Origin of the sequence: Chryseobacterium sp. VAUSW3, assembly GCF_002205795.1 — a bacterium.
In the GTDB taxonomy this organism is placed as follows: Bacteria; Bacteroidota; Bacteroidia; order Flavobacteriales; family Weeksellaceae; genus Kaistella; species Kaistella yananensis.
In genome coordinates this window covers 165,956-178,944 of sequence record NZ_NIUY01000002.1, presented here as the reverse complement: position 1 = coordinate 178,944, position 12,989 = coordinate 165,956, and the positions used below count along the sequence as shown (strand labels likewise).

Genomic DNA, 12,989 nt, shown 5'->3' with positions numbered 1-12,989 from the left:
ATTATTTAAATTTCTGGAAGATTTCTTCAAACTGAGCAGAAATCTCATCGAGGCACAAATTCCCAATACTTCCTTTGTGGGTGTGCTTTAAATCATCGTTCCGGTAATGATAAGTACCGTTTTCAATGGAATTTCCGACCTCGCGGTAGGCTTCCCGAAAACTCGCCCCATTCATTACCAACTCATTGATTTTTTCGACGCTGAAAAGATAATCATATTTTTCGTCCTTTAAAATATCTTCTTTCACATTGATATGTTTCAGCATGAATTCAAAAATACTTAAACAATCTTTTAAATCCTGAATTCCAGGGAAAATAATTTCTTTGGTCAGTTGAAAATCTCTATGGTAACCGGATGGAAGGTTATTCGTAAGCAGCGTCAATTCATTCGGAATACTTTGGATTCGCGCAGATTTTGCCCGGATCAATTCAAAAACATCAGGATTTTTTTTGTGAGGCATAATACTGCTTCCGGTCGTAAGTTCCGACGGAAAGCTGATGAAACCGTAATTCTGATTGCTGAACATGCAGATATCGTAAGCCAATTTTCCAAAAGTTGCTGCCAAAGTACTCATCGCCATCGCCGTGATTTTCTCTGATTTTCCGCGGGTCATTTGCGCATAAACGGAATTGATGTTCATTTTTTCAAGATTCAATTCTTTGGTCGTAAATTCTCTGTCAAGCGGAAAAGAAGAACCAAAACCAGCACCCGAACCCAAAGGATTTTTTTGAACCACCGATAAAGCCGCTGCCAAAACCTCCAAATCTTCCGATAAAGATTCTGCAAAAGCGCTGAACCAAAGCCCAAATGAAGAAGGCATTCCGATCTGAAAATGCGTATAACCGGGCATTAAGGCGGATTTATGCGTTTCTGAAAGAGAAATTAATTGGTCAAATAAATTTTTTGAAAGTTGCGCAATCGATTTAATTTCCGCTGCTAAATATAACTTTATTGCCAATAAAACTTGGTCGTTTCGTGATCTTCCGGTATGGATTTTTTTGCCGGCATCGCCTAATTTTTCCGTTAAATTAAACTCAATTTGGCTATGAATATCCTCTACTCCATCTTTAATAAATAGCTGATTTTCTTTGGCCAAAATATACATTTCATCCAATTCTTTTTGAATGGATTCATTCTCTTCCTCTGTCAGAAATCCGATTTTGGTGAGCATTTTACAGTGCGCTTTCGTCCCGACAATGTCGTATTGAGCCAATAAAACATCGAAATCTTTATCTTTACCAACGGTAAATTTTTCAATGATTTCTAAGTGTTTTAGATTCGCGGAATCTTTTGCCCACAATTTTTTATTTTCCATTTTTTAGAGAATATGAGAGAGAATTTTAATGTATTTTTCGATGCCTTCGTTGAGTTCTTTTTCGTAAATAAATTCATCCGCGGTATGAGAACGCGTGGAATCTCCGGGACCAATTTTCACCGAATTGAAAGGCATTAACGCTTGATCTGAAACCGTTGGCGAGCCGTAAAGTTCGCAGTTTTCTTTCTTCGCTGCCAACACGAAAGGATGATCCAAATTAATACTTGAAGAATTCAAAGCCAAAGATCTGGGCTGAATTTCGGACTCCAATTCATTTCTGAAAATCTCCACAATTTCTGAATTTGAATAATGCTCGTTCGTCCGTACATCCACCGTAAAATGACACTTATCCGGAACCACATTATGCTGCGATCCGGCATTGACAATTGTTACCGTTGCTTTTACTTTTCCCAAAACATCAGAAACCTTATCAAAACTTAAATTCTGAATTCTCTGAATATCGCGAACCGCTTTATAAATCGAATTATCGTTATTGATATGAGCCGCATGAGAAGCCGTTCCTTTCGCCACACAATTCAAAACCACCAAGCCTTTTTCAGCAATCGCCAAATCCATTTTCGTAGGTTCGCCCACAATCGCGAAATCAATTTTTCCTAAATCTTCAAGAATCGATTTCACTCCGTTTTCGCCGGAAATTTCTTCTTCTGCCGTCGCTGCGTAAATCAAATTGTACTTGAGTTTCTGATCATAAAAATGTGTAAAAACCGCCCATAAACTCACCAAACTTGCACCCGCATCATTGCTTCCTAAACCGAAAATTTTTCCGTCTTTTTCAACAGCTTTAAACGGATCCAATGTGTACACCGAATTGGGCTTTACCGTGTCGTGGTGAGAATTCAGCAGAATTGTTGGCAAACTTTTATCGAAATAAAGATTTTTTGCCCAGATATTATTTCCTTTTCTCTGAAACGGAATATTCTTTTCGCTTAAATATTTTTCAATAATTAATGCCGTAATTTTCTCTTCTCTACTTAAAGAAGGCGTTTCGATGAGTTGCTTCAAAAAATTTTTGGCGTCTTTTTTTAAAATTTCCATTAATGTAAACTGATGTTTGTTCCCGGTTTTTCCTGATTAAAATAACTTTGTAGCGCATCACTTCTTAGAATTCTTGCTTCTTCCACACCATGATACAACGTTCTGAAAGCCGTTTGCAACTTAGGTATCATTCCATCGGCGATTTGTTTGGTTTCTTTCATTTGCGTAAAATCAGCTTTAGAAATTTCATCAATAACTGAATTTTCATCGGCAATATCTTTTAAAACTCCATTTTTTTCAAAACAATAAATAAGATGCGTTTTATAAGTAGCCGACATTGCTTTTGCAATTTCCGCGGCCATTACATCTGCATTGGTATTCAAAAGTTCGCTTTCTTCACTTATGCTGATCGAATTGACAACCGGAATGATATTTTTAGAAATAAAATCATCAAAAACCATTTCATCAACCTTCACAATATCGCCCACAAAACCATATTTAATGATAGAAGCATCTCTTTTTTTTGAAACAATACAGTTCAAATCAGCGCCGGAAAGTCCGATTGCTACACGATTTTTTGACGATAAACCTGCAACAATATTTTTATTAATCAAACCCGCGTACACCATTGTGCAAAGTTCCAAAGTTTCCGCAGAAGTGATGCGTCGTCCTTCCACCATTTGTTGTGGAATCTGCAGTTTTTGGGCGAGTTCTGTTACTTTTCTTCCGCCACCGTGAACCAAAATTATTTTTTTTCCCGATGTTGCAATTGTTTTTAAACAAATCTTCAGCGTTTCAGGATTATTAATGGTTTCGCCACCAATTTTTATGATGAATAAATCTTCCATTTTACAACGAATTTTCGAGAATTTTCTTGATGATTAATTGCGCAGAAAGCGTTCTGTTATTGGCTTGTTGATAAATTAAAGAGTTGGCAGAATCCAAAACCGCATCGCTCATTTCCAGATTTCTACGAACCGGAAGACAGTGCATGAATTTCGTTTCCGGATTGGTTTTTAAAAATTCTTCACCCAAAAGCCAATTTCCTTTTACTTCAGGCATTGCGCCATAATCATCAAATGACGACCAGTTTTTCACATACACAAAATCCGCATCCTTTAACGCTTCTTCCTGATTGTGATATACTTTTACATCACCTGTAAATTCTTTGCTTAAATCATAACCTTCCGGATTTGCGATACAAAAATCGACTTCCGAAGCGTTCATCCATTCCGCGAAAGAGTTCCCAACTGCTTGTGGAAGCGCTTTGATATGTGGTGCCCAAGATAAAACTACTTTCGGTTTCTGAGGTTTTTGCCAGTTTTCACGAATCGTAATTAAATCCGCAAAGCTCTGCAAAGGGTGTCGTGTAGCGGATTCTAGAGAAATTACCGGAACTGTTGCGTATTTGATGAATGAATTCAAAACGAACTCGCTGTAATCTTCGTCACGATCTTTTAAACCCGGAAAACAACGCAAACCGATAACGTCGCAATATTCGCTTAAAACTTTAGCTGCATCTTTGATGTGTTCAACCGTAGAGCCGTTCATCACTGCATTTTCTGCGAATTCCCAGTTCCAAGCATCTTGTCCGGCGTTGATGACCTGAACCTGCATTCCGAGGTTCATTCCAGCTTTTTGACTGCTCATTCTCGTTCTTAAACTTGGGTTTAGAAAGACCAATCCTAGCGTTTTATTTTTCCCTAAATCACTGAAACCATAAAGATTTTTTTTAAGTTCCAATGATTCCTGAACGAGGATTTCGGGATTTGATATATCGTGTACTGAAGTGAAATTTTTCATTTTTTAAATTGAATTTAAGACTGATTGAAGAGAAGAAATTAAATAATCCATTTCAGGATAAGAAATAGTAAGTGGCGGCAAAAGCCTCATCGTTAAAGGATTTGAAGCGCTTCCGACAAAAATTTTAAACTCTTCCCTTAATATTTTGGAAACTTGTGAAGCCGGAATTTCAAAATCGATTCCGATTAAAAGACCTTTTCCGCGGATTTCCTTGACCCGTGGAATTTCATTTAATTTTTGGACTAAATATTTTCCTTTTTGAAGAGATTCTTCAACTAGATTTTCATTAGAAATAATCTCTAAAACCGCGATTGCAGCTGCACAAGCCAAATGATTTCCACCAAAAGTAGTTCCAAGCATTTTGTGTTTTGCAGGAATTTTCGACGAAACCAAAACGCCACCGATTGGAAAACCGTTTGCCATTCCTTTTGCGGTCGTAATGATGTCAGGCTTTACGTTGAAATACTGATGAGCAAAGAATTTTCCGCTTCGCGCGTAACCCGACTGAATTTCATCTGAAATAAAGAAAACCGAATTTTCAACGCACAATTCGGAGATCTTCGACATCAATTCTTGAGAAGGAATCTGAATTCCGCCAATTCCCTGAATTCCTTCAATAATAACTCCAGCTAAATCCTGAATATTTTCAAAAAAGAGCTTTTCAAATTCCTCCACATTATTCCATTCACAAAAAATAAAATTTGAAGTTTCGTTTACTGGAGCCACAATCGAAGGATCGTCAGTCGCTGCAACTGCCGCGGAAGTTCGTCCGTGAAAAGAATTTTTGAACGTAATGAATTTCTTTTTCCCTGAAATAAAAGATGCAATTTTCAGGGCATTTTCATTCGCTTCCGCGCCTGAATTACACAAAAAAAGATTGTAATCTTCAAATTCTGAGATTTTTCCGAGCTTTTCGGCCAATTCTTCCTGCAATTTATTGATCACAGAATTGGAATAAAAACCAATTTTATCGAGCTGATTTTTAATTTTTCCCACATAAAAAGGATGCGAATGGCCAACAGAAATCACCGCGTGACCGCCATAAAAATCGAGATATTCGGTTCCGTTTTCGTCCCAAAGTTTACAGTTTTTTGCTTTCACAATATTTACGGGCATCAAAGGATATACATCAAATAATTTCATGATTAAAAAACAGAAGGTTTAAGATTTAATCCAGCTTTTTCATCAAAACCGAACATCAAATTCATATTTTGGATGGCTTGTCCGGAAGCGCCTTTCAACAGATTATCAATCGCCACGTGAATTGCCAGATTTTTCCCGACTTTTTCGATATAAACCACCGCTTTATTGGTGTTTACGACTTGTTTCAGATCAATCGGACTTGCGGAAACGAAAACGAATTTTGAATATTTATAAGCATATTTATAAATTTCCTCGATTTCTGCCTGAGAAAGATTGCTTTCCATCATTAATGAAACGAAAATTCCACGGGTAAAATCACCTCTCCATGGGATGAAATTAATTTCCGTTTTGGTTTCAGAAATCAGTGAAATGCTTTTATCAATTTCTGCGATATGTTGATGCGTAAAGGTTTTATAAGGAGAAATATTATCATTTCGCCAATTGAAATTCAGCGATTGGTGCAAAGCTTTTCCAGCTCCGGTAGAACCAGTGATTCCTACGCATTGTATTTTTTCAATTTTTTCTTGCTTTAAAATCGGTAAAATTCCCAACTGAATCGCTGTCGCAAAACAGCCCGGATTGGCGATATACGAAGCTTTTACAATTTTTTCTTTGTTAAATTCCGAAAGTCCATAGATGAATTTTTTATCATTCCATTCTTCATCCACACGAAAATCATTTCCCAAATCGATAATTTTAGTTTCGGGAGCAATTCGTTTTTCGTTTTCGATAAGCCAGTTTTTGCTTTCGCCATGCGGAAGACAAAGGAAAATCATATCGGCGGGTTGCGCCAGATTTTCAAATTTTAAAGTTGTTTCCCCGAACAAATCTTTATGAACATCAGAAACAAATTCGCCCTGAAGACTTTGACTCGTCACGAAAGAAATCTCTACATTCGGGTGATAAAGCAAGATTCGAATTAATTCGCCTGCTGTAAAACCTGTTCCGCCTACAATTCCTACTTTTATTTTTTCCATGTTAATTCTTGTTGTTTACCTGATGATAAATGCTTAGCGCATTCGAATAAATTTTGGAGAAACCTTTTACATCAGATTCCGTCCAGGTTTTGTTCATTTCTCCGTAAGAACCGAATTTTGAAGACATTAAATCGTTTTCCGATTCCACTCCGATCAGTGAAAAATGATAAGGTTTAAGTAAAATTTTCACAATTCCATTCACGGTTTTCTGTGAAGACTCGAAAAGCGTTTCAATATCCTGCATCACCGGATCGAGGACCAAACCATCGTGCAGATAATTCCCGTAGGAAAGACTCAGCTGATCTTTAATGAAAAGTTGGCTTTTGGTTAAGGTGTGTTTTTCCAGCAAATGATGGGCTTTCAGAATAATTAAAGGCGCTGAAGCTTCAAAACTCACACGACCTTTGATTCCGATAATTGTGTCGCCAACGTGGGTGTCGCGGCCGATGGCAAAAGCTTGTGCAATTTCCTGAATGAACTGAATCGCCTCAATCGGTTTAGAAAATTCTTGACCATTCACCGCTTTGATTTCGCCTTTTTCGAAAGTAATGCTCATTTCTTCCGGTTTAGTTTTTGAAATTTGCGTTGGAAAGGCCGTTTCCGGTAGTGACAGGTTTGAAGTTAAGGTTTCTTTTCCACCTACAGATGTTCCCCAAAGACCTTTATTGATCGAATATTGCGATTTTTCAAAATTGATTTCGAAACCATTTTCTTTTAAAAATTCTATTTCTCCATTTCTGGAAAGTTTCAGATCACGAATCGGCGTGATGATTTCAATTTCGGGCAAAAGAATCTGAAAAATACTGTCAAATCTCACCTGATCATTTCCCGCACCCGTACTTCCGTGAGCGATGGCTTTTGCACCAATTTTTTTAGCATAATTTGCAATCGCTGTTGCTTGAAAAACTCTTTCAGAACTTACGGAAAGCGGATAAGTATTATTTTTTAAAACATTTCCGAAAATTAAATATTTGATGCATTTTTGATAATAATTCTCCGCATCATCGATTACATGGAAAGATTTTACACCTAAATGATAAGCGCGCTCTTCCGTTTTTTTTATTTCTTCTTCAGAAAATCCACCAAGATTGACCATCACCGCATGCACTTCTAATTGTTTCACTTTCGAAAGATAAACGGCACAAAAAGAAGTATCGAGTCCGCCACTGTAAGCTAAAACTACTTTTTCCATAACATTGTTCTTATTTTTTTGAATTTTGAAAATAACTTCTGGTCATCTTCAGTTTCGGTTTTTTTAATATTTTCAGGTTCTTTCACTTCATTGGGATTATACAGCATTGCGGTACAAAGGCAATTTTTGCGCTCTTTGCTTTTTAGAATCTCAAAATTCACGCAGCTTTGGCATCCGCTCCAGAACACATCATCCTGGGTAAGTTCTGAGTAAGTAACAGGTTTGTACCCTAAACTGCTGTTGATTTTCATCACTGCAAGACCTGTTGTAAGACCAAAAAGTTTTGCGTTGGGATATTTTTTGCGTGAGTAGTGAAAAATAAACTCCTTTATTTTCCTTGCTAATCCTTCGTTCCTGAATTTTCTGGAAACAATTAATCCGGAATTGGCAACATAAGTTTTATTGCTCCACGTTTCGATATAGCAGAAACCCGCCCACTCGCCTTCCGGAGAGAATGCCATTACCGCTTTCCCTTCATTTATTTTCTCTTCGAGATAAGTTGCAGTACGTTTTGCAATACCGGTTCCGCGCTCTTTCGCAGATTCTTCGATCTCTTTCAAAATAGCCGGCACATATTTAAGGTCCTGAACCTTTGCAACTTTTACTGTAAATTTCGCATTCACTTGTACGTTTATCTAAATTAGAGGGCAAAATTAGATGTTTTTTGTTAAATTCAAAATATTTTTAGATATAATTTTTAAAAGAGAAAGTTAAGCCTATTAAAAATATCTGTAAACACGTTAAATTTCAGATAAATAATCTGTTTCACAGAAGCACAAAAAAAATCCCTTTCAAAATTTGAAAGGGATTATATAGGTTGGGTATTTGATTTAAAACTGCATTTCAGGAATTTCTCCTTCGATAATCAAATCTGCTTCAGTAGCTTTAATAATATCTTCCACGGAAACTCCGGGAGCGCGCTCGAGAAGTTTAAAACCTTTTGGCGTAACATCCATCACAGCAAGTTCTGTAACTACTTTTTTTACACAGCAAACGCCAGTTAAAGGAAGGGTACATTTTTTAAGAATTTTACTTTCGCCGGCTTTGTTCACGTGCATCATCGCTACAATAATATTCTCAGCTGAAGCAACCAAATCCATCGCACCACCCATGCCTTTCACCATTTTACCTGGTATTTTCCAGTTGGCTATATCGCCGTTTTCTGAAACTTCCATGGCTCCAAGAATGGTGAGATCAACTTTTTTGCTGCGGATCATCCCGAAACTGAAAGCAGAATCGAAAAAAGAAGCACCCGGTAGTGTTGTAATGGTTTGCTTTCCAGCATTAATTAAATCCGGATCCTCTTCGCCTTCGTAAGGAAAAGGTCCCATGCCAAGCACTCCGTTCTCACTTTGGAATTCAACGGAAATATCCTGCGGAACATAGTTTGCGACCAAGGTGGGAATTCCGATGCCGAGATTTACATAATAACGGTCTTTAACTTCCTTTGAAATTCGCTGTGCGATTTGTTCTTTTGTCAACATTATGCTTCTCTTTTTCTGGTTGTACGCTGCTCTATTCTTTTTTCGAATTTTTCGCCCTGGAAAATCCGCTGAACCATAATTCCCGGGATATGAATCTGGTTAGGATCAAGTTCTCCAGGCTCAACCAATTCTTCCACCTCAGCAATGGTAATTTTCCCGGCTCCAGCCATTGGCGCATTGAAATTTCGTGCAGTTCCTCTGAAGATTAAATTTCCTGCTTGATCACCTTTCCAGGCTTTCACGATAGAAAAATCTGCTTCGTAGGCATACTCCAGAATATGCATTTTACCGTTGAATTCTTTAGTTTCCTTACCTTCCGCAACTTCAGTTCCGTAACCTGCGGGAGTATAAAACGCCGGAATTCCGTGTTGCGCAGCGCGACATTTTTCCGCTAAAGTTCCCTGTGGCGTGAGTTCCACCTCAAGTTCACCGGAAAGCATCTGTCTTTCGAACTCTGCGTTTTCTCCAACGTAGGATGCGATCATTTTTTTAATCTGTTTTCTTTGAAGAAGCAAACCAAGTCCAAAATCATCGACTCCGGCATTGTTGGAAATGCAGGTAAGTCCGGAAATATTACTTGCAACCAGCTCGGCGATTGAATTCTCGGGAATTCCGGATAATCCGAAACCACCTACAATCAAAGTCATTCCATCAGTAATTCCCTGGATGGCTTCTTTGGCATTTTTTACTCTTTTATCGATCATTATTATATTGAAATTTTGTGGCTTGAAATTACAATTTTTTTTAATAAAAATCTATTTGCGTTTTTTGTAAATTCGTAAAAGCTTTTTTTAGATATTTTAAAATCATTATTGAATGACAAATTTTTAAAAAATATCTTTTAAAGTATTGGCAGACAGAAAAAATTATGTTATTTTTGCAACCTGTTAATCAACCTCTGACGAAGGACGTGAATGTTGCTTAGCTTGACAAAAAATTTTTATTATAAAAATGGATTTATTAAAGTACGTACAAGACAAGTACATTGCTAAAAAAGAATTCCCAGAATTCAAAGCCGGTGACACCATCACTGTGTATTACGAAATTAAAGAAGGCGCTAAAACTAGAACTCAGTTCTTTAAAGGAACTGTAATTCAGTTGAGAGGAACCGGTCTTACCAAAACATTTACCATCAGAAAAATGAGTGGTGATGTAGGAGTAGAAAGAGTTTTTCCTATCAATTTACCAGCACTTCAGAAAATTGAGGTTGACAGAAGAGGTAAAGTGAAAAGAGCGAGAATCTACTATTTCAGAAACCTTAGAGGTAAAAAAGCGAGAATTAAAGACGCTGCTTACAAAAAGTAATTCAGACAACAACCATAAAAAAACCCATCACATTTTATTTGATGGGTTTTTTAGTGCGTTTTTTTAATCCTGCCTTTACAGCTTTGAAGAAAACGCAATTAATAATTAAAACCTTCGTGAAAAAAAACCGCTCCACAAAAATTGCAGAGCGGCTGAAAAATATAATTATTAATTATTTCTTGATCATCAGTTTAGATGAATAATTCACTCCTAAACCTGTTACTTTCACCACATAAACTCCGTTTACGAGAGATTGAGTATTTACCGGATCAGCACCTGAAATCTTCTGGCTGGAAACCAGTTTTCCTGTTGCATCAAAAATCTCAACATTTACTTTTCCTAAGATATTTTTACCAGACTTCAGGAAGAATTCGTTCTTCGCCGGATTAGGATAGATGCTTAAGGCTTTACCTGCATTCACATCACTAGTTGCCAGTACACATTCTGCAGGCACATCAAAACTTTCAACCTGATCGTTAATATTTGTTTTTGATCCTGCAGATGCATTTGCACCCAGACCTCTTCTTGCAAAAACGTCCCAAATCATACATTTGTCCTGACCGCCAGTAGTTGCTTGTTCTGCTGCCAAAATTGCATTTCTGCCGCTCACAAAGGTAGGGCTACATTCCTGAAGTTTCAGTGCGTCGGTCACAAGCTGCAGCACTCTAGTACTTCCGTTGGTTGTATTTGCCATTACATCTGATGAGTAACCGTATTTTTCAACATACTTCCAGTGCAGGTCCCATAGCATAGACGCCCAAACGAAACCAATTGAGTGAACATTGGGTACCAACTGACCACTGGTATTGGTATATTCCATTCCGTTCGTATCGCCGTAAGCATAGTTATTAATTCCAAAATCCGGTGAGTACTGTGCCGGTCTGATTCCAAGACCTGTGATATCTTCCGTAATTGCATAAGTACCTATTCCTCTTGGAACAGAAGCGTTATCACCAGGCCTGTTAGTAAGCATCAAGGCAAAGAAATCCGACCAGCCTTCACCCATTTGTTCTTTTGAGTTGGACGAGGACAGACATGAATAACCGCTTCCTGTATTTCTGTTAGAAATTCCGTGACCATATTCGTGAATTACAATTCCGTTATCAAAACTTCCGTCTCTAATTTTTTGTGTTGCAGGGTCATATTTCAAGGTTATATTTACAGTCTTTGTTGCCAGTAAATTTTTCATATATACACCTTCGGAGTTCTCTACCAATACCGCCGGAATTGTAATAGTAGCATCAACTCCCGCCATTCCAGAGGTTGGCGTAGAGGTTGGTAAACTGTAAATAATTGCAGCGAGCGCACCGGCATTCTGTGCATTTTTCACTTTAACCACAAAATCACATGACCCTCTTTCGATTAAACCGATCATTCCGGTAAGCGAACCAGCTGGCAAAGCAGTACAGGCATCAAGCACGGGAGCAAGTTTCACATCTGCTGTAATGCCTGTAGGTGTAAGTGCAGGTCCAAAAGTGGTAGAAATGTAATTCTGAACCACTCTTCCTACCGCTTCTGCAGGAGCGTTGTAGAACACCCGCTCCAAAACCGAAGGATTCCATAAATACATCTGCATTCTAGGTCTTGATCCATCGATAGGTGTTGAAAAATTTGCATTATCTGTACCGCCGCCATCTTGTGATTCAGCCTGCACGTAATCGTTCTGGCCACCACCTTTACCAAAATTCCACGCCTGGAAATTTCTTGCAGTTTCGGTAAATCCTAAACGGTAAAAAATATCGTGAATCTTGTTGTTAACATAAAACAGATTGGTGGTTGAAGCATTTAAATTCGCAGGTGTATTATTTACGATAAATGGAAAATCGAACACACGGTTGACTCCACCTTCGGCATAAGCTCCCGGTGCATTGGTATTTGCCTTATCCTCATAAGCCATTACATTATTCCCGCGGGTAGTTGTAAAAGTTCCGGTATAAGTACCTCCGGGAATAGTATGCCACCCCTCTGGTGATGCGTCGGCTAGCCAAGGATTTACTTCTAGCGTTCGATCTCCATGACTAGGACTTTCTATCGGCAATGCGTACACTCTGTAGCTTGCATTTAATGGCGCTAATGCCGTTGCTGGTTTTAAGGAATCACTGAAATCACTGTTGAAACCTTCCGGGATATGTGCAGTATAATCGTGGTGGTAAGCATCATGATTAAAGGTACAGGAAAGCGTAAGATTTACTTTGTGGAGAATTTCCCCTGTTTTTGCATCTGCCAGAACATCCCAATAATTTGAAGTTCCTTTTTCCTCGAAAATATATTCGTGACATAATCTCAAATCATTATTTTCTGTCTGAAAATAAATCAAGCGGCTTTTTACAAAAGGTACATCGAGATCGGCGTCATGGATTCCAATAATCTGATAATCTGCTTTATTTTTTAACCCCAACGCCTGCGCGACATTATCGAAAACTGATTTATTGTTTACAGCTTCAGACGGCTGCATTGCTTTTGAATAGTTTTTTGCAAAACTGTCATTAAAAAAATTAATTTTCTGATCTTTAATCAAAGCGGTACCCACTGCATTGTAAACAGGGATTCCGTTATAGGACTGTTGGATTTTAACCACATCCGAATTCATGGATTTGGAAAAATCCTGATTGATGATTTCGAAATTCTTAAGATCGGCTTTCAAAAATGTATTCTTTGCTGAAAGATGGTTCTGAATGATAGACTTAAAGTCCTGTGCGCCCACATTTCCGAAAGAAAACATCAAAAATACCGCAGCAATTTTAAAAGGTAAATTTCTATTTTTCATATATTTT

General features: G+C 37.9%; 12 protein-coding genes. 1 reads left to right on the top strand and 11 read right to left on the bottom strand.

Annotated elements, in window-relative coordinates:
* Position 1: 1 nt before the first annotated feature.
* The 10 genes from argH to CDW55_RS06000 form a co-directional block, all read right to left on the bottom strand.
* Positions 2 to 1,315, bottom strand: coding sequence for an argininosuccinate lyase (argH, locus tag CDW55_RS06045; RefSeq protein ID WP_088468873.1), 1,314 nt, complete (start codon positions 1,313 to 1,315; stop codon positions 2 to 4).
* A gap of 3 nt (positions 1,316 to 1,318) precedes the next feature.
* A complete protein-coding gene (locus tag CDW55_RS06040; protein WP_088468872.1) occupies positions 1,319 to 2,371 on the bottom strand; it encodes a M20 family metallo-hydrolase in 1,053 nt (350 codons plus the stop codon).
* The gene (argB, locus tag CDW55_RS06035; protein WP_088468871.1) at positions 2,371 to 3,159 is read right to left on the bottom strand and encodes an acetylglutamate kinase; all 789 of its coding nucleotides are present in this window, start codon (positions 3,157 to 3,159) and stop codon (positions 2,371 to 2,373) included. Before argB ends, CDW55_RS06040 begins: the two co-directional genes overlap by 1 nt.
* Position 3,160: 1 nt before the next feature.
* On the bottom strand, positions 3,161 to 4,114 hold the full coding sequence (locus tag CDW55_RS06030; protein WP_088468870.1) for an acetylornithine carbamoyltransferase: 954 nt from the start codon (positions 4,112 to 4,114) through the stop codon (positions 3,161 to 3,163).
* 3 nt (positions 4,115 to 4,117) lie between these two features.
* Positions 4,118 to 5,257 carry an aspartate aminotransferase family protein gene (locus tag CDW55_RS06025; RefSeq protein ID WP_088468869.1) on the bottom strand — a complete coding sequence of 380 codons (1,140 nt, stop codon included), beginning with the start codon at positions 5,255 to 5,257 and terminating at the stop codon, positions 4,118 to 4,120.
* A 2-nt stretch (positions 5,258 to 5,259) separates the two neighbouring features.
* Positions 5,260 to 6,234, bottom strand: a complete 975-nt coding sequence (gene argC, locus CDW55_RS06020) for an N-acetyl-gamma-glutamyl-phosphate reductase (protein ID WP_088468868.1) — start codon at positions 6,232 to 6,234, stop codon at positions 5,260 to 5,262.
* Between the two features lies 1 nt (position 6,235).
* A complete protein-coding gene (argG, locus tag CDW55_RS06015; RefSeq protein ID WP_088468867.1) occupies positions 6,236 to 7,426 on the bottom strand; it encodes an argininosuccinate synthase in 1,191 nt (396 codons plus the stop codon).
* Complete coding sequence (locus CDW55_RS06010; protein WP_179285914.1) at positions 7,414 to 8,049, bottom strand: N-acetyltransferase; 636 nt, start codon at positions 8,047 to 8,049, stop codon at positions 7,414 to 7,416. The genes argG and CDW55_RS06010 overlap by 13 nt, the downstream gene beginning before the upstream one ends.
* Positions 8,050 to 8,256: 207 nt before the next feature.
* Positions 8,257 to 8,910 (bottom strand): CoA transferase subunit B, encoded by a 654-nt coding sequence (locus tag CDW55_RS06005; protein ID WP_088468865.1) that lies wholly within the window; start codon positions 8,908 to 8,910, stop codon positions 8,257 to 8,259.
* Positions 8,910 to 9,614 carry a CoA transferase subunit A gene (locus CDW55_RS06000; RefSeq protein WP_088468864.1) on the bottom strand — a complete coding sequence of 235 codons (705 nt, stop codon included), beginning with the start codon at positions 9,612 to 9,614 and terminating at the stop codon, positions 8,910 to 8,912. Before CDW55_RS06000 ends, CDW55_RS06005 begins: the two co-directional genes overlap by 1 nt.
* Before the next feature lie 247 nt (positions 9,615 to 9,861).
* Here CDW55_RS06000 and rplS point away from each other — a divergent pair, with 247 nt between their 5' ends.
* A complete protein-coding gene (gene rplS, locus CDW55_RS05995) occupies positions 9,862 to 10,215 on the top strand; it encodes a 50S ribosomal protein L19 (RefSeq protein WP_088468863.1) in 354 nt (117 codons plus the stop codon).
* 172 nt (positions 10,216 to 10,387) lie between these two features.
* On the opposite strand, the gene CDW55_RS05990 is transcribed toward rplS, so the two are convergent.
* The gene (locus tag CDW55_RS05990; protein WP_088468862.1) at positions 10,388 to 12,982 is read right to left on the bottom strand and encodes a T9SS-dependent M36 family metallopeptidase; all 2,595 of its coding nucleotides are present in this window, start codon (positions 12,980 to 12,982) and stop codon (positions 10,388 to 10,390) included.
* Positions 12,983 to 12,989 lie beyond the last annotated feature (7 nt).